The sequence below is a fragment of the Azospirillum sp. OGB3 genome (assembly GCF_014192915.1).
GTDB lineage: Bacteria > Pseudomonadota > Alphaproteobacteria > Azospirillales > Azospirillaceae > Azospirillum.
Genome location: NZ_JACHYN010000002.1, coordinates 550,887 through 568,971, shown reverse-complemented (window position 1 = coordinate 568,971; position 18,085 = coordinate 550,887). Strand labels below are relative to the sequence as shown.

At 68.8% G+C, this 18,085-nt stretch carries 10 protein-coding genes and 2 tRNA genes; 4 read left to right on the top strand and 8 right to left on the bottom strand.

What is annotated here, in order from left to right; translation table 11 throughout:
- Nucleotides 1-88 precede the first annotated feature (88 nt).
- The 3 genes from FHW79_RS06560 to FHW79_RS06550 all read right to left on the bottom strand — a co-directional run bounded on the left by FHW79_RS06560 (nt 89) and on the right by FHW79_RS06550 (nt 4,794).
- Entirely contained in the window at nt 89-3,469 is a 3,381-nt protein-coding gene (locus tag FHW79_RS06560; protein WP_183178134.1) for a DEAD/DEAH box helicase, read from the bottom strand.
- A 186-nt stretch (nt 3,470-3,655) separates the two neighbouring features.
- On the bottom strand, nt 3,656-4,309 hold the full coding sequence (locus FHW79_RS06555; protein WP_051140303.1) for a phosphatase PAP2 family protein: 654 nt from the start codon (nt 4,307-4,309) through the stop codon (nt 3,656-3,658).
- A 23-nt stretch (nt 4,310-4,332) separates the two neighbouring features.
- Entirely contained in the window at nt 4,333-4,794 is a 462-nt protein-coding gene (locus FHW79_RS06550; RefSeq protein ID WP_183178133.1) for a hypothetical protein, read from the bottom strand.
- Nucleotides 4,795-5,051: 257 nt separating this feature from the next.
- Between FHW79_RS06550 and FHW79_RS06545 the strand changes: the two genes are divergently transcribed.
- Both FHW79_RS06545 and arsN2 read left to right on the top strand, forming a co-directional pair.
- A tRNA-Arg gene (locus FHW79_RS06545) sits at nt 5,052-5,128 on the top strand.
- A gap of 132 nt (nt 5,129-5,260) precedes the next feature.
- Nucleotides 5,261-5,806, top strand: coding sequence for an arsenic resistance N-acetyltransferase ArsN2 (gene arsN2, locus FHW79_RS06540; protein ID WP_211108128.1), 546 nt, complete (start codon nt 5,261-5,263; stop codon nt 5,804-5,806).
- Here arsN2 and FHW79_RS06535 read toward each other — a convergent pair.
- The 5 genes from FHW79_RS06535 to FHW79_RS06515 all read right to left on the bottom strand — a co-directional run bounded on the left by FHW79_RS06535 (nt 5,775) and on the right by FHW79_RS06515 (nt 13,074).
- Nucleotides 5,775-8,105: a tetratricopeptide repeat protein gene (locus FHW79_RS06535; protein WP_183178132.1), complete on the bottom strand. Its 2,331-nt coding sequence runs from the start codon at nt 8,103-8,105 to the stop codon at nt 5,775-5,777. The two genes, arsN2 and FHW79_RS06535, sit on opposite strands and share 32 nt — an antisense overlap.
- Nucleotides 8,106-8,279: 174 nt before the next feature.
- Nucleotides 8,280-8,355: transfer RNA gene (locus FHW79_RS06530), tRNA-Ile, on the bottom strand.
- A gap of 149 nt (nt 8,356-8,504) precedes the next feature.
- Nucleotides 8,505-10,466 (bottom strand): RNA polymerase sigma factor RpoD, encoded by a 1,962-nt coding sequence (gene rpoD / locus FHW79_RS06525; protein WP_183178131.1) that lies wholly within the window; start codon nt 10,464-10,466, stop codon nt 8,505-8,507.
- Nucleotides 10,467-10,651: 185 nt separating this feature from the next.
- The gene (gene dnaG / locus FHW79_RS06520) at nt 10,652-12,574 is read right to left on the bottom strand and encodes a DNA primase (RefSeq protein WP_183178130.1); all 1,923 of its coding nucleotides are present in this window, start codon (nt 12,572-12,574) and stop codon (nt 10,652-10,654) included.
- Between the two features lie 38 nt (nt 12,575-12,612).
- The gene (locus tag FHW79_RS06515) at nt 12,613-13,074 is read right to left on the bottom strand and encodes a GatB/YqeY domain-containing protein (protein ID WP_094302953.1); all 462 of its coding nucleotides are present in this window, start codon (nt 13,072-13,074) and stop codon (nt 12,613-12,615) included.
- A 453-nt stretch (nt 13,075-13,527) separates the two neighbouring features.
- Here FHW79_RS06515 and carA point away from each other — a divergent pair, with 453 nt between their 5' ends.
- Nucleotides 13,528-14,703 carry a glutamine-hydrolyzing carbamoyl-phosphate synthase small subunit gene (gene carA / locus FHW79_RS06510; RefSeq protein ID WP_014240921.1) on the top strand — a complete coding sequence of 392 codons (1,176 nt, stop codon included), beginning with the start codon at nt 13,528-13,530 and terminating at the stop codon, nt 14,701-14,703.
- A 254-nt stretch (nt 14,704-14,957) separates the two neighbouring features.
- Nucleotides 14,958-18,026, top strand: coding sequence for a cache domain-containing protein (locus FHW79_RS06505; protein WP_183178129.1), 3,069 nt, complete (start codon nt 14,958-14,960; stop codon nt 18,024-18,026).
- Nucleotides 18,027-18,085: the final 59 nt, after the last annotated feature.

Sequence of the window (18,085 nt, the reverse complement as noted above, 5' to 3'; positions counted from 1 at the left end):
AAACGAACGCAATGCTTTCGTCGTCAAGGATCTATGCCATGGCGCCGCAAAGGCCAGACCGGGAAGGGCGGTAATCCCGAGGGTGCGGTCAGTCCGCCGCCCTACCCAGCAGATAGTCGATGTCCCCGCCTTCAAGTGCACTGATGAGACCGCTGCCCTCGATGGTTGCGTCGGACAGGTTTCCTTTGCGCCGTTGCAAGTCGAGGATGCGCTCCTCCACCGTGTCGGCGGCGATCAGCTTGTAGACGAAGACCGGTTTGTCCTGCCCGATTCGGTAGGCGCGGTCGGTCGCCTGATCCTCGGCCGCCGGGTTCCACCAGGGATCGTAATGGATCACCGTGTCCGCCGCCGTCAGGTTCAGGCCTCGTCCGCCCGCCTTCAGGCTGATGAGGAAGACCGGCACCTCGCGGTTCTGGAAGCGGTTGACCGGCTCGGCGCGGTCCAGCGTGCGCCCGGTCAGCTCGACATAGCCGATCTTCGCCTCCTCCAGCCGCAACTTGATGAGGTCGAGCATGGATGTGAACTGCGAGAAGATCAGGATGCGCCGGCCTTCCGGCACCATTTCCAGCACCATGTCGGTCAGCGCGTCGAGCTTCGCGGTCTCCTTCACCTTGCCGGCGGCGGGGATTTTCACCAAGCGCGGGTCGCAGCAGACCTGACGCAGCTTCAGAAGCGCGTCGATGATGGTGATGGCGTTGCGCGACACGCCGCTGACCGCCAGAGCCGCCCGCACCGTCTCGTTCACCGACAGGCGGATGGTCTCGTAGAGGTCGCGCTGCGCCGGCTCCAGGTCGATCCGCACCACCACCTCGGTCTTCGGCGGCAGTTCCTTGGCCACCGCCTCCTTGGTGCGGCGCAGCAGGAAGGGGCGGATGCGGCGCATCAGCTGCTTGGCGCGGGTGCCGTCGGCGCGCTTCTCGATGGGGGTGCGGTAGCGGCGTCCGAACTCCTTGCGGTCGCCGAGCAGGCCGGGCATCAGGAAGGCGAACTGGCTCCACAGCTCGCCGAGATTGTTCTCCACCGGCGTGCCGGACAGGCAGAGCCGATTGCGGGCGTTCAGCGCGCAGACGGCGCGGGTCGCCTTGCTGTCCGGATTCTTGATGGCCTGCGCCTCGTCGAGGATCAGCAGGTGCCAGTCCCGGCGCTTCAACACCTCGACGTCGCGGCCGACCACGCCGTAGGTGGTCACCACGATGTGGGCACGGTCGAGGTCGCCCAGCTTCTCGTGCCGGTCCAGACCGTGCAGCACCACCACCCGCAGGTGAGGCGTGAAGCGCTGCGCCTCGGCCACCCAGTTGGGGACGAGGCTGGTGGGCACGACGACGAGGCAGGGATCGGTCAGCCGGCCCTCCTTCTCCTCCATGGCGATGTGGGCGAGCGTCTGGGCCGTCTTGCCCAGGCCCATGTCGTCGGCCAGGATGCCGGCCACCCGGTTGGCCCGCAGCCCCTGCATCCAGGCCAGACCGACGCGCTGGTAGTCGCGCAGCGTGCCCTGGAAGCCCGGCGGCGGGTCCATCTCGGCCGGCAGCTCCTGCTCCTGGATGGTGCGCAGGTAGCGGTCGATCTGGCCGGTGTCCTCGGTGCGCCGCGCGATCAGGTCGTCGATGTCCAGCAGCCCGTCGGCCTCGGTCAGCGGCACCTTCAGCGTGTCGTCGAGCCGCCGCCCGCTGTCGAGCATGGACTCCAGGACGCTGAGCAGCCGTTCGACCCGCTCCGCCGGCAGGGCCAGCACGTTGCCGTCGTCCAGCACCAGATGGGCGCGCCCGTCGATCACGCGGGTCGCCTCCATGCCGCCGCGCTCGATCAGCGTCGCCAGGATGGGCAGCAGGGCACGGCGCTCCCCGTCGATCTCCACGCCGACGTCGAGGTCGAACCAGCCGTCGCCGGAATCGCGCACGGCGACCGCGACCTCCTCGTTCGCCTCGACGACGCGGGTGCCAAAGTCGGCGCCGATCTCGACGGTCCAGCCGTCCTTGCGCAGGACCGGCACCTCGGTCTTCAGAAAGGCCGACCAGCGCTCGTCGGCGTCCTTGCCGGTCAGCCAGTGCACGCGGGTGCCGCGGGCGTTCAACTGGCCCTTGGGCGGCTCGATGCGCGCCTGGGCGAAGCCGAAGGCGGCGAGACGGTCCAGCGCACCCTGCTCCAGCGCCTTGTCGCGACGGACGAAGACCGCGCCGGCGGGCTCCTCGACGCGGGCGAACTGGCGCTGGTCGTCGGGCTCGATCTCCGAGGGCGAATCATCCTCGCCGTAGTCGAAGGCCAGCCGCAGCACGTCCACCAGACCGCCGTCCGGCGACACCACCCGGCCCAGCCGGGCAACGACGCGGGGGTCGCGCTCGACGATGGTCGCGGCGGGATCGGAGCCCATGCGCACGCCGCCGGGCATGCCCGCGGCGAAGGCGGAGGCCGCCGGGAAGTCCGGGCGCTCCGCCATGGGCCGGGCCGCTGCTGGTCGGGCGGACGCCTTCAGGAGCGCCGCCTTGGCGGGGACGGTCTTCGCAGCGGGCGGGACGACCGCGGCCTTGGGCTTCGGCACCTCCACGACCTGCAACTCGACCGGACAGACGGTGCCGGCCTTCGGATCGACGCACCAGTAGCCCAGCCCCTTGATCAACGCGGCGCCGGGCGGCAGACCGGTCGGGCGCAGCTTGCGCGTCGCCGGGTCGCGAAAGGCGCGGATGGTCATCCCCGCCCCCTCCGCCAGCGTCGTGCCACCGCGCCAGCGCAGCCGCCCGCAGCCGAGCAGCCGGCGCAGGATGCGGTCCACCACGTCGCCACGGCTCTTGGCGACCGGCGTGCGCACCACCCCGCCGCCGCCGAGCAGACGGGCGATGGCGCGATCCACGTCGCCGTCCAGGCTGCGCGGCGCCCGGGCCAGCACGTCGCGCGGGCTGGCCGGGGTGGACACGTCGTCGCCCTCCCCCGCCCCCTCCACCGCGATGACGGCGGAGACGAACATGGCCGCGTCGTCCTTGCCCGGCTCCAGGGTCCAGCGGACGCTGAGCACCGGATCGGGCGGAGGTGGCGTCGCCGGGGCCGGAACCGGCGGCTGCACGGGGGTCGGCTCGGGAACCGGCTGGAGCGCCGGCGGCTCCCCCTCCGGATGGGCCGCCGGGGGCGCGTCGAACAGGGACATCTGCCGCCCTTCCGGACGGGCGTCGAGCGTCATCAGCGCCGCCGCGGCCATGTGCGCGCAGGCATTGCGCCCGCAGGTGCAGCTCTTGTCGAAGACCACCCGGCTGCGCCCGCGCACCGGGACGACCGTCACCGACAGGGTCCGGCCAAGGTCGGTCACCGTGGCGGCGATCCGCGCCTCCGCCTCCAGCAGCATCACCGCCCCGGTCAGGATGAGCGTGCGCCCGCGCTGCAGCGTCTTCGCATCGAAGACGCGCGCCAGATCCTCCTGCGAAAAGGAGACCGTCGCGCTGGCGGTGGCGGCGGCGCGTGGAAGGGAACCGAACAGCGACATGGGCCGGAAGGGATACCGAGAAAGCAGAACGGGTCAGGAACGGGGGCGTCGGTATAAGCCCACACCATGCCCCGTCGCAAGCCCGCTCTCAACCCTCAACCGACACCGCAAGGCAAACATTCCGGTTGCCAAGTCCAGGAAAGACCAACCCTGCACAACCGCTGCATCCGTCAAGAAAAACACCCGCTACAGCCGTTCGAGGAAACTGTTCAGCGGCGGCATCGGGCCGCAGACCGGAGATTCCTCACGGAGCAGATAGGCGAAATGCTTCAGCATCGGTTCGGCGTTGGTGCGGTCGCCGAGCGCGTAGGTGGCGACGCCGAACAGAACGACCAGGGCCAGGACCAGCGGGCTGAGGTTCAGGCGCGACGGGGTCATCCGGTTGAAGCTCTGCGCGAAGGCCGCCACCGCCAACCCGCCGAGGACGAGGCCGACCACCACCTCCGTCACCGAATGGTAGCGCAGCAGGATGCGCGAGGCTGCCACGCCCACCACCAGCCCAAGAGCGCCGAGGACCACCACGCCGCGCCGCCAGCCGTCCAGCGAGCGCGCCGCCATCACCCCGACGGCTCCGTAAACGGCGGCGGCGAGCGCGGCGTGGCCGCTGGGGCTGGTCAGCCGGTCGTCGAACAGGCGGATGCCGCAGGCGTGGCCCAGGATCTTCAGAAGCGCCACCGAGCCCATCAGCATGGCCAGCACGGCCAGCCAGCGCGCCGCCGAGACCGCCGAATGGCGGCGCCACAGCATCACGATCAGGATGCCAGCCACCGGCAGCACGAAGGACGTGCTGCCGAGAAGCGAGATCGCCTTGTTGACGTGCCAGAGGTTCAGATGTCCCACGGTCCTCGCGGCTCCCTTTCCGTTCAGCGCATGCGAACGAGCATTCCGTCCCGGTAGTTCCAGGCCGCCGTGCTCTTTCCATCGGACGCCGGCAGCGAAACGGTCAGCGTCCGGTCCGCCTGCTCCACCTTCGGCGCGTCGCTGCAGGTCCCGAAGGGCAGCGAGACGGAAGGCTTGGCCCCACCGAGGTCGAGCACGCGGAAGCGCGCGGCGCACTTGCCGTCCACACTCTCCTGCAGCAGCACCAGCCAGCGCCCTTCCATGTTGTAGGCGTTGACGAAGGACAGGGTGCGCCCCTCGCGGTCCTCGTAGACGACGCGGTCGTTGACGGTCACCTGGATGACCTTCGGCCCGAGTTCGACCATTTGGACGACCTCGTTGCCGATGGCCGCGGACACCAGGACCGCGGCGCCGGACCGGTCGTCCGCCGCCTGCGCCGTCCCGATTGCCGCCGTCCCGATTGCCGCCGTCAAGAAAGCTGCCATCAGCGAACCCACCGGCCCCATAACGGCGCGGCTCAGAAACGTCATGCCCATAGCTGTTCTCAAATGCCCTTCTGGCTGGTCGCTCTCCACGCCAAGGTAAGCCCAACCGCCGCCATTCTGTAGTCCGTCAAAGGGCTGACATCCCCTTGCCGGAAAAATTTCACGAGCCGGACGATTTTGGTTGCCTTCCGGCCACGCCGCGATTAAAAACCGCGCCACCGCAGACGACGGCCCCGCCGACGCCGCGGCAGAGAGAAGCGCCCGTAGCTCAGCTGGATAGAGCACCAGACTACGAATCTGGGGGTCAGGAGTTCGAATCTCTTCGGGCGCGCCACTCTCCTCTTCCCATGCAAACTCCCTCGACACGGTGCCGAACGCGGTTGGATCAGACGATCCGACGGCGCTATTGTCTGTTTTCGGCGGTCATTCGCACCGCCGCGGGCATGCCGAGCGGGAGGAAGCCTTCATGATGGGATCGCGGACGGCCACGCCGCTGGCGGAGCAGGAGTTGCCGGCCCTCGCGACTCTTCTCGCCATGGAAAACTTGCCGAGCCAGGACATCACCGACGCAGGGCGGCGCTTCTGGCGCGTCGACGACCCCGATGGGCTCCTGGGGTACGGCGGCTTGGAGGTCTATGGGCGCGACGGGCTCCTCCGCTCGGTCGTCATGCCGCCGGAGCGCCGCGGCAAGGGCGATGGCCGTGCGGTCGTGGACGCGCTCTCCCGCGAGGCCGTGGCGCTCGGCCTGGAACGGCTGTGGCTGCTGACCATCGGCGCCGCCGGCTTCTTCGAACGCATCGGCTTCACGCGCGCGGAACGCGGCGAAGTGCCGCCGGACATTCGCGCCAGCGCGCAGTTCGCCGGTCTGTGCCCCGGCAGCGCCGTCTGCCTGCGCCGTGACCTCGTGTCGCCCCGGATGGAACCCGCTGTGGACGCCGCCGTGGACGCTGCCATGGACGCTGCCATGGACGCCGCCGCGGCTATCCCGTCAGGAACCGTTCCAGTCCGGTGATGGCCGCCCGATCACGATAGACGGCGGGAAGCGCGACAGACTGGCGGGATCTGCGAATGGATCGCGCCTCGGGATCGAGCCCCAAGCGAATGGCGTCCGCGATGAAGCCGTCCGGGCTTTCGGACACTGCATCGGCCATGCCAAGGCGGTCCAGCAGAGCGGCGGCAAGCCGTCCACGCATGAAACGCCCCCGCAAGGTCACCACCGGAAGTCCCGCCTCCACCGCCTGCAAGGCGGTGTTGAACCCGGAAAAGCCGATGCTGTCGAGATAGACGTCCATCACCCGCAGAGTGGCGAGATACGCGTCATGGTCGAGCGGATCGGCGAAGATGCAATGCTCACGGCTGTCGATCCCCTGAAGGGCGAAGGCCCGCTCCAGCCGGTCCTGCAAGCGGCGGGTGACGGCGGCTTGGCCGTGCCGGAAGAACAGGAACCGGCTGCCGGGCACGGCGGCGGCGATGGCGGGAAACACACAGTCGTGCTGCGGCAGGTACTTGAACAGGCTTTGGCTGCACAGGAAGGCCGGCGCCCCGTCAGGCAGGCCGAAGCGCCCGCGCGCGACCGACGAGACGGGCTGGCTTGTGGGCTCCACATAACAACCCAGGTTGGGCAACCGGACCAGGCGCTCGCTGTAGAAGGCGTCTCCTTCGGGCGGCTCCAGAAGTTCGCCCGACAGGTAATGGTCCAGAGTGGGAAGCCCCGTCGTGTCGGGGTGCCCCCAAGCGACGGCCTGCACCGGTGCGAGGCGCAGTGCCGCGAGCCGATAGGTCGTGGCCTCCATACCGACTTCGGGGAACAGCACCGCGTCGGGCCGGTCGGCGACGATGGTCTCCGCCCAGCGCTCCACGGTGCCGAGCCCGCGGCGGAACGCCGCGCAACGCGATGCCGCCACAGCGGTGCGCGAATCCTCCTCCCCGGTGAGGTGGTAGCCCAGGAGGATGAAGCGATCCGGATCGAGTTGGGTGAGCCAACCGGCCAGGATCGCCCGCCAGACCGAATGGTCATGGAAGTATGAGGAGACGATCCCGACCCGCAACCGGGCTCGGGCCGACGGGAGTCGGGTCGATGCGCGAGGCGAAACCGGGATGGATGGGATTCGGTCTTGCAGGCGCGCCGCCATCAGCCCGGCCATGATGCCGCCGAAGGTTTCCTGCAAAGACCGGTTGTCCATGCCCTGGTAAGCCAGCAGGAAAGGCAGGTGCGAGCCTGCAAGATCGGAGGCGCTCCGCTGCACCTCGACCGGAGCGCCGGGACCGACCAGCCCGTCGAGTACGGCAAGATGGTGCGCGTAGGCGTTCCGTCTGGACGCCAGTTCCGCCTCGTCGGCGTAGACGTGGCTGAGCTGCCCGATGCACAAGGCCAGCCGGGACCCGGCGTCTCCAGGCGCGGCCTCCACCGCCCGGGCCAGGAAGCCGGCGGCCAGGACGTCTTCCCCCCGACCGGCGTGGAGCACCCCCAACGCGTACAGCAGCCCTGGATGATCCGGACAGACGCGCAGCCCCCGGTTCAACATGCACAAGCCGGCGGGCTGTCGAGGTCCGGACGACGCGCTGCTCAGCCCGAAATAGGCGTCACCGTTGTCGGGCTGGCAGGCGATCGCCCGGCGGAACACGGCCATCGCCATCTCGGTGCGCCCGAGATCGGCGAGCGCCGCGCCGAGATTGACCAGCATCATCGCCGAGTTGGGCGCGAGCCGCGCGGCGCAGCGGAAGGAGGTTACCGCCTGCTCCACGGCACCGTCGGCGCGCAGGAGGTTGCCGAGATTGTTGCAGGCCGCGCCATGACCCGGATCGAGCGCGATGAGACGGCGATAGGCCGTCGCCGCTCCCGCCTCCTCCCCCCGTGCCCGTAGCATCCGCGCGAGTGAGAAGCACAGGCCGGCATCCTCGGGGGACAGGCGCAGACACTGCCGCAAGACCGACACGGCCTCGTCGGTCGGGGCCCCTCCGGCCAGAATGGACGCCAGGCCGGTCAGTGCCTCTGGATGGCCGGGGCGCAGCGTCAGCGCCCGGCGGTGGAGCGACGCCGCCTCGTCCGTCCGGCCCAGCGCCAGGACCAGCTTGCCGAGGTTGGCGTGGAAGTCGGCGATGTCCGGGGCGCTGGCAATGGCACGGCGAATCCGCGCCACCGCCTCCGCGGGGCGGCCCTGCTGTCCGTCGAGCACGCCCAACAGATGCAGCGCGTGAGGCTGGTCCGGCTCGACGGCGAGGATTCGGCCGTAAAGTTCCCTGGCCTCGGTCAGTCCGCCCTGGAGATGATACTCGACCGCAAGCCCCAGCGCTTCCTGCACCGTCGCCATGGAGACGCCCCCGCGCGCACCGTCATTGATCGGGGCAACCTACGGTAAATTCAGTTTTCCGGACAGCCTTACTGCGTTGCACGGGGTGATGCGTCCGTACCGCACCATCGCCACGGTCGCTTTTCCATTTGCCGCATCGGCAAGCCTTGGACAGTGGCAACCCATTGGAAAGCTTGGTGGGCCCGGCCGGATTCGAACCGACGACAACACCGTTATGAGCGGCGCGTTCTAACCGCTGAACTACAGGCCCCCACCAAGGGATGCCGAATGTGCCCAGAACCGGGGGCTTATGCAACCCCGTTCGATAAAGGCCGAAGGCCAAAATGAAAAGGGGGACCCGAAGGCCCCCCGCTTTCCATACGACCGCATTCCGCGCGGCGCGTTCGCTTCCCGGAACCCTCAGGTATCCAGGAAGCTGCGCAGCTTGCGCGACCGCGACGGGTGCTTCAGCTTGCGCAGCGCCTTCGCCTCGATCTGGCGGATGCGCTCGCGCGTCACGTTGAACTGCTGGCCGACCTCTTCCAGCGTGTGGTCGGTGTTCATGCCGATGCCGAAGCGCATGCGCAGGACACGCTCCTCGCGCGGGGTCAGCGAGGCCAGGACGCGGGTCGTCGTCTCGCGCAGGTTCGCCTGGATGGCGGCGTCGAGCGGCAGGACCGCGTTCTTGTCCTCGATGAAGTCGCCGAGATGCGAATCTTCCTCGTCGCCGATCGGCGTCTCGAGGGAGATCGGCTCCTTGGCGATCTTCAGGACCTTGCGGACCTTCTCCAGCGGCATCATCAGACGCTCCGCCAGTTCCTCCGGGGTCGGCTCGCGGCCGATCTCGTGCAGCATCTGGCGGCTGGTGCGGACCAGCTTGTTGATCGTCTCGATCATGTGGACCGGGATGCGAATGGTCCGCGCCTGGTCGGCGATCGAGCGGGTGATCGCCTGACGGATCCACCATGTCGCGTAGGTCGAGAACTTGTAGCCGCGCCGGTACTCGAACTTGTCCACCGCCTTCATCAGGCCGATGTTGCCCTCCTGGATCAGGTCCAGGAACTGCAGACCGCGGTTCGTGTACTTCTTCGCGATGGAGATCACGAGGCGCAGGTTGGCCTCGACCATCTCCTTCTTCGCGCGGCTCGCCTCCTTCTCGCCCTTCTGGACGGTGGAGACGATGCGGCGGAACTCGCTGATCGGCAGCTTGGCCTCATCCGAGATGCTCGACACGCCGTCGCGCGTCTTGCGGATGTCGGCCTCGTACTTGTCGTAGAACTTGCCCCAGGTCTTGGGGTTCAGGCCGCGGATGCGCTCCAGCCAGTTCGGGTCGAGTTCGTGCCCGAAATAGTGGTTCAGGAAGTCCTCGCGCTTCACGCGGCAGTCGGTCGCCATGCGCAGCAGCTTGCCCTCGAAGCCGGTCAGCTTGCGGTTCAGGGCGTAGAGCTGCTCGACAAGCTGCTCGATGCGCTGGTTGTTCAGGCGCACCGTGTTCATCAGCTCGACCATCTCGGTCTTGAGCTTGTCGTACTTCTTGTCCGACTGCTTGGCCACGTCCTCGCCGCGCTGGATGGCCGCGATGCGGCCCTCGTGCAGCTTGTGCAGCTTGTCGTAGGTGGTCTTGATCTTCTCGAAGGTCTCGATGACCTGCGGCTTCAGCGCGGCTTCCATGGCCGACAGGGACAGGCTGTTCTCGCCGTCCTCGTCGCCTTCCTCCTCGCTTTCGCCCTCCGGGCGCGGCGGACGCTCCTCGTCGGTCTCCTCCGGGGCGGCTTCCACCGTCTCGGCCAGACCTTCGGGGATCTCCTCACCGTCCGGGCCGCCGCCATAGGTGGCGTCCAGGTCGATGATGTCGCGCAGCAGCATCTTCCCTTCCATGAGGGCGTCATGCCACTCAAGGATGGCACGGATGGTCAGGGGCGATTCGCAGATCGCCCCGATCATCATCTCGCGCCCGGCCTCGATGCGCTTGGCGATGGCGATCTCGCCCTCGCGGGACAGCAGCTCGACCGAGCCCATCTCGCGCAGATACATGCGCACGGGGTCGTCGGTGCGGCCGATGTCGTCATCGTCCAGATTGCCGGCGGACCGGCCTTCGCCCTCGCCGTCGGCGTTGGCGTTGCCTTCCGAGTCCTGCTCTTCCGATTCGACGATGTTGATGCCCATCTCGGAGAGCATGGCCATCGTGTCTTCGATCTGCTCGGAAGACGACGTATCCTGCGGCAGGGCGGCGTTCAGCTCGTCATAGGTGACGTAGCCACGCTCCTTGCCGCGGGCGATCATCTTCTTGACGGCAAGACCCATGCCGTCCATGAGCGGGCCGTCGCCGGCCTCGTCCCGGGCTTCGGAAACTTCAACGCTGTTCGCAGCTTTCGTGGCCATGCGATCGATGCCCCCGCATTACCCCATTATAAAAACCCATAGCACGCATCGCAGCGGCCCCCCGCTGTCGATCCGCACCTGCTTAAACCGGTTGTGAACCGTTCCGGACCTTGTCCGGCCTGACCCTTCCGGGTCTCATTCCCTCCGGCCCTTCCCTTCCGCACCACGCCCGGCGGCGCTGGCCGCTAGGCATCGTCGAGATCCTCGTCATCCGTCATACCCATTCCGGACCTGATGACCTCCTGTTGAAGGGCCACGACCCGCGCGAAGTTCGCCTCGCTGTTGTCACGGGCCAAAGCCGCCTCCGCTTCTCTCAAATCGGCCATCACCTGCCTGTGATGCAGGTGATGCCATGTCGGCCACCACCCCCGTTTCGCGTCCAGGGAGGACGCGTCCGGGCGTGCAAAGCCGGCATGGACATAGGTCGACTCGCTGAGCAGAGAGCGGACAATGGTATCATAGCCGGCGGAAGACAAGTGGCGACAAAGCGATGCGGCGTCAAGTCCCGAGTCGTTTTCCCGCCGTTCAGCAAGCAATCCAATGACCGCTTGGCGCAATTCCTCCAATTCCCGGTCGGGAAACGGCAGCATGCCCAACGATTCGCCCAACTCATCAAACAGTTCGGGGTGATTGATGATCACGGCGAGCAGAACGCGTTCCCGCGCCGCGGCGAGATTGCCGGGGTTGCGGCGGCGGTGGCCGGGCGGTGGTGCCGTGCGCAGGCCCGGCAGGCCCGGCGTGTGCCGGCGCGTCTGCTGGCCGAAGCGCCCGCCCCCCTGCCATTGCCCCCCCGGAACCCAGGGGCCGCGCTCGTTGCGCTGGCGCGGCGGCGGGGCGAAGGCCTCGTCGACACGGCGGCGCATCTCCGTGCGGTAGAAGACCTGCACGTCGCGGTCGGCGATCTGCCCGACCCGCGAGTCCAGGGCGGCTTTCACCGCCGCCTTCGATTCGGGGGTGTCGGTGGGCTTGCCTTCGGTCTCCATGCGCCAGACCGCCTCGGACAGCGGGATGGCCTCGCCGAGCACCTCCTGCATGGCGCGGGGGCCGTGCAGGCGGATCAGGCTGTCGGGGTCCTCGCCCTCCGGCAGGAAGGCGACGCGGGCGGAATGGCCGGGGGCGAGGTGGGGCAGGATGCGCTCGACCGCGCGCCACGCCGCCCGCCGCCCGGCGTTGTCGCCATCGAAACAGAGAAAGGGCACCTTCTCCGCGTCGGGGATCAGCTTCCACAACTCCTGGACCTGCGTCTCGGTCAGGGCCGTGCCGAGCGGGGCCACCGCCCCTTCGAACCCGGCGCGGACCAGCGCGATGACGTCCATGTAGCCTTCGGCGACGATCACCGGCTTGCCGTCCGCCGCCGCCTGCCGCGCCCGCGACAGCCCGTACAACAGCGTGCCCTTGTGGAACAGCGGCGTGTCGGCGGTGTTGACGTATTTCGGACCGTCGCCCTCCAGGATGCGCCCGCCGAAGGCGACCACCCGGCCGCGCCGGTCGGTCACCGGGAAGATCACCCGGTTGCGGAAGAAGCTGTAGGGCGTGCGCCCGTCGTCCGGCCGCTTCAGCAGGCCGGCGGTCACCATGTCCTCTTCCGAGAAGCCCTGCTTTAGAAGCTGGCTGCGCAGCGCGCCGGAATCGCCGGGGGCGAAGCCGAGGCGGAAGCGCGCCATGCCGTCGGTGTCCAGCCCGCGGCGCTGGAAATACTCCAGCCCGGCGCGCCCCGCCGGGGCGTAGAGCTGCTGCTCGAACCAGCGGGCGGCCTGCTCCACCAGATCGTGCAGCGTCTTGCGCCGCTCGTAGCGCTGCTTGTCCTCCTCGGTGGCGCGGGGGACCGGCAGTCCCGCCTCGCCGGCCAACGCCTCCACCGCCTCCGGAAAGGCGAGGTTGTCGTGGCGCATGACGAAGCCGATGATGTCGCCGTGCGCCCCGCAGCCGAAGCAATGGAAGAAGCCCTTCTGGTCATTGACGTAGAAGGAGGGCGACTTCTCGTTGTGGAAGGGGCACGGCGCCTTGTACTCGCGGCCGGCGCGGATCAGGCGCAGGCGCTTGCCCACCACGTCCGACAAAGCGAGACGGGTGCGCAGTTCTTCCAGGAATTGAGGCGGGAAGGCCATGGGCGGGCGGCCCCCGTGCTAGATCGGATAACGCACGTTCAGCAGGCCGAAAGCTGCTGCTTCACGGTGCCGCTGACCTTGGCGAAATCCATCTGGCCGGCGTAGCGGGCCTTCAGCTCCGCCATCACCTTGCCCATGTCCTTGATGCAGGTGGCGCCAATCTCGTCCACCACCGTCTTCACGGCGGCGGCCACTTCCTCCTCCGACATCTGCTTGGGCAGGAAGCCCTCGATGACGGTGATCTCCTCGCGCTCCTGCTCGGCCAGTTCCAGGCGGCCGCCCTGCTCGTACAGCTTGATCGACTCGCCGCGCTGCTTGATCATCGTCTGCAGCATGGAAAGGATCTCGGCCTCGTCGATGCCGTCGGTGACGCCGCGTGAGCGCGCCGCGATGTCCCGGTCCTTCAGCGCGGCCAGGATCAGGCGCACGGTCGAGACGGCGCGCTGGTTCTTGGCGAGCATCGCCTGCTTCAAGGCCTCGTTCAGGCGCGTGCGCAGCATTGCGTGTGTCCTTCGTGTTCGTCAGATGTGTTCGTTAAGGTCGAAACGATCAACGGCCGCCCGGCAGCGTCCGCACCGTCCCCATCCATGGGATGGCGCGTGAGACGCGGCGCGAACCGGCAATATTCCTAAATTTGCGCCGGATTGCCACGTCAATTCCGAAGGGCCGCTTCACGCCACCCGACAGCCCCTCCAACGGCCAAGCCCCACCGGTGAAGCACGGCGAATATGCAAACGCGCCGCTGGAAATCGGGGTACCAATCGTCATATACGGTTGACCGGCTCACCCGTCCCGACTAATCGATCCAGGCTCAGACACCCGAACCGCAAGGAACCGGGATGGCGGGGCACGGACCGACGACGACGCGTGCGCCCAGCGGGACGGGACGCGGCGCCGACGTTCCGCGATGCAGGAATATGTGGCCCGCGGCGGCTCTTGATAAGGTCTGAAGGATGGCTCAATCGACTCTCCCGGCGGGCGATGCCGGCGCTTACACCGGTGTCCTGGTTCTGGCCGACGGCACCGTCTTCAAGGGCCGAGGCATCGGTGCGGTGGGGGATTCGGTGGGCGAGGTGTGCTTCAACACCTCGATGACCGGCTATCAGGAAATCCTGACCGACCCCAGCTACGCCGGGCAGATCATCACCTTCACCTTCCCGCACATCGGCAACACCGGCGCCAACCCGGAGGACATCGAGACGGTGACCCCCGCCGCGCGCGGCCTGATCCTGCGCGCCGACGTCACCGACCCGTCGAACTGGCGCGCCACCCGCCATCTCGACGACTGGCTGAAGAGCTACGGGCTGGTCGGTCTGGCCGGGGTGGACACCCGCCGCCTGACCCGCCGCATCCGCGACCTGGGCGCCCCGAACGGCGTCGTCGCCCACGCGCCGGACGGCAAGTTCGACCTCGACGCGCTGGTCGCCAAGGCCAAGGGCTGGCCGGGGCTGGAGGGCATGGACCTGGCCAAGGACGTCTCCTGCCGCCAGACCTACGGCTGGGATGAGGGCGCCTGGACGCTCGGCGCCGGCTACGCCACGCAGGAGAGCCCGCGCTTCCACGTCGTGGCGATCGATTTCGGCGCGAAGCGCAACATCCTGCGCTGCCTCGCCGCGGCCGGCTGCAAGGTCACCGTGGTTCCGGGCACCGCCACCGTCGAGGACGTGATGCGTCACAAGCCGGACGGCGTCTTCCTGTCGAACGGCCCCGGCGACCCCGCAGCCACCGGCGAGTACGCCGTGCCGACGATCAAGGGCCTGCTGGACACCGGCCTGCCGATGTTCGGCATCTGCCTCGGCCATCAGATGCTGTCGCTGGCGCTGGGCGCCAAGACGAAGAAGATGCCGCTGGGCCACCGCGGCGCCAACCATCCGGTCAAGGACCTGGCCTCCGGCCGGGTGGAGATCACCAGCCAGAACCACGGCTTCGTGGTGATGGAGGAGACCCTGCCCGCCGACGCCGAGGTGACCCACGTCAGCCTGTTCGACGGCACCAACGAGGGCATCCGGCTGAAGAACAAGCCGGTCTTCTCGGTGCAGTACCACCCCGAGGCCTCGCCCGGCCCGCAGGACAGCCACTATCTGTTCGACCGCTTCGTGGCGCTGATGGACGGCAAGCAGCCGGCCTGACGTTCGACGGACGCACCGACCGATGATGGAAAGGGAGCCGCTCGCGGCTCCTTTTTCTTTTCATGCACGCGGGGTCGCCGCGCTCCTTGCCCTCTCCACCTCCGCCGCCCCAATCGATCGAAGGGGTTAGCCGGATTTCCACCCCCTTCGATAAAAACCCTGCTCCGTCAAAGGTGTGTCCTTTGCTTCCGGACTCTGCGATGGTTACGGACGCGTCCACCGCCATGCATACTGGAGCATGATATCCCTTGCCAGTGCACGCTCAGGATGACAACGCACCCGCCGGGAACGACGGCGTGGCGGGCGACGACCAGCCCCGGGCCGGCGGCCTGTCGCTCCGCACCGGACTGGTGCTGCTGGTCATGGCGGCGCTGTTGCCGATGCTGGGGTTCGCCGGCTGGACAGTCTTCCGCATGGCCGAGACGCAGAGCGCCGCCATCGAGCGGTCCGGCCAGGATCTGGCGCGGACGCTGGCGGTCGCCGTCGACCGCGAACTCATGGCGATGGAGACGGCGCTCCGGGTATTGACGACCTCCCCCCACCTGGAGAAGGGCGATCTCGCCGCCTTCCACCGGCAGGCGACCGAACTGCTGCGGCACAAGGGCTCCCAGCGCGAGGGTGTCCACATCATGCTGAGCAACGCCCAGGGTCAGCAACTTCTCAACACGAGGCGCCCGTTCGGCGAGCCGCTTCCCCGCAGCGCGGTGACCGGGCTGATCCGGCGGACGGCGGACAGCGGCCAGACCCAGATCTCCGAGATTTTCACCGGCGCTCTCGCCCAGCGCCCCCTGATCGCCGTCGCTCTCCCCATCACGCGGAACGGCCCCTCGGAGCATGTGCTGACCATGAGCATCCCAGCCGAGATGTTCATCGACGTGCTGCGCCAACAAGGTCTTTCGGAGGGCTGGGTCGCTGCCCTGTGGGACCGGCAGGGCGTCGTCATCACCCGCACCGCCGCGCACGACACCTTCACCGGCACGCCGATCCCGGCGGAGGTGTTCCGCCGGACCGCCTCGACCGGTTCCGGCACCTTCGCCATCGTGGCGCGGGACGGCACACCGCTGTTCAACGCCTTCGCCCGGTCGGAGTTGTCGGGCTGGACCGTCGCCGTCGGCGTGCCGCAGGCGCTGATCGCCGAGCCCATGCGCCGCTCGGTCGCGCTGGTGTTGTGCGGCGGCGGCATCCTGCTGCTGGTCAGTCTGGCGATGGCCCTGGCGGTCGGGCGGCGCATCGCCGATCCGGTCGCGGCGCTGGCCGGCTCTGCCCTGGCGCTGGGGCGCGACGGCCCGCACGCCTCGCTGGTGATGACCGCCCCCGCGCCGATCCGCGAGGTCAACGCGGTCGCCGGCGCTCTGAACCGGGCGGCCCGCCGCCTGCGCGACAGCGAGGCGCAACAGCGGCTGGTCATGGAGGTCGTCGGGTTGGGAGTCTGGCGCTTCGACATGCGCAGCCGCCGTTTCCATGGCTCGGACCGCACCGCCGCCCTTCTGGGAGTGCCGGTGCTCGACGGCGCCTCGGTCGAGTCCTGGATTCGCAACGTTGCGGCCGATCACCGCAACGCTGTCCGCGCCGCCCTCTTCCGTGATGCCCCGGCGAAGGGCGAGCTGGAGGCGGAGTTCCCCGTCGGCTCTCCCGACGGACAGGTGCGCTGGCTGGCCATGCGTGGCTCCTGCCTGACCGATCCGGACGGCACCACCCGCGCCGTCGGCATCCTGGAAGACGTGACGGAGCGGCGGCGCGCCCACGAGATGCAGCTCGGCGAGCTGGTCGACCGCCACACCTCCGATCGCCGCCTGTTCGCCGCGATCATCGAAAGCTCCACCGACCTGATCGTCGCGGTGGACCAGGAGTGTCGCTACATCCTCTTCAACGGCGCCTACCAGCGGGAAGTCGAGGCGCTCTATGGCCACCGTCCGGCCATCGGCCAGCGCCTGCTGGAGATGATGGAGCATCTGCCGACCGCCCAGGTCACCGCGGAATCCTTGTGGAGCCGCGCGCTCGGCGGGGAGCGCTTCACCATCGTGGAGGAGCTGGGCGACCCCACCCTGCAGCGCAAGCGCTACGAGCTGGCCTTCGGCACCATCCTGGATTCCAGCGGGCGGCGCATCGGCGCCTATCACGTCGCCCGCGACGTCGAGGAGCGGGAGCGCACCGGCCAAGCCCTGCGCGAGATCGAGGAGACGCTGCACCAGGCCCGCAAGATGGAGGCCATCGGCCAGCTCACCGGCGGCATCGCCCACGACTTCAACAACCTGCTCCAGGCCATCGGGACGTCGCTCTACCTGCTGCGCGCCGCCAGCGAAGGCGGCGGGGCCAGCCATCCCCAGGCGCTCGACATGGCGGAGAAGGCGGTGGAGCGCGGCGCCACCCTGACCCAGCATCTCCTGGCCTTCTCCCGCCGGCAGCGGCTGGAGCCCAAGACGGTCGACGTCGGCGCCCTGGTCACCGGCATGGGCGGGCTTCTGGAACGCACGCTGGGCGGCACCATGCGCATCGTGACGGAGACGGACCCCAGCCTGTGGCCGGCGCGGGTCGACCCGAACCAGCTCGAAATGGCCATCCTCAACCTCGCGATCAACGCGCGGGACGCCATGGCGGCGGGTGGCACCCTGACCATCCGCACCGGCAATTGCCCGGACGACATGGAGGGACGGCCGCTCGATCTCGCCGCCGGGGACTGCGTATCCATCGCCGTCGCCGACACCGGCAGCGGGATGAGCGAGGAGACGGCGGCCCGCGCCTTCGAGCCCTTCTTCACGACGAAAGGCGTCGGGCACGGCACCGGCCTGGGCCTGTCGATGGTGCATGGGCTGGCCGCGCAATCCGGCGGGACGGTGGTCCTGACGACCCGTCTGGGCGCCGGCACGACGGTGACGCTCTATCTGCCGAGGGCCGACGCCGAGGAGGACGCCGCCCCGGACGCCGCGCTTCCCGCCGCCGTCCAATCCCCGCCCCGCCCCGCCACCATCCTGCTGGTGGAGGACGAGGCGCTGGTCCGCATGGCGACCGCGACGGTTCTGGAGCAATCCGGTTTCCGCATCATGGAGGCGTCCAGCGGCCCCGACGCGCTGGACGCCTTCGCCCGCGAACCGGAGGTGGATCTCGTGCTGACCGATTACGCGATGCCTGGCATGACGGGGTTGGAACTGGTGCAGGAGCTGCGTGCCCGGCGTCCCGGCCTGCCGGTCCTGATGGTCACCGGCTATGCGGAAATCCAGCGTGCCTCGGCGCTGGACGGGCTGCCTATCCTGCAAAAGCCTTATCAGGCCGACGAGCTGGTCGCCCGCATCCGCGCCGCCCTGCCCGCCGCGCCCTCTGCCTGACGGCCGCCGCCCGAACGGACGCCATGCCGCCGCCCGCCCCGTCCCATCCGCCCGCGTTC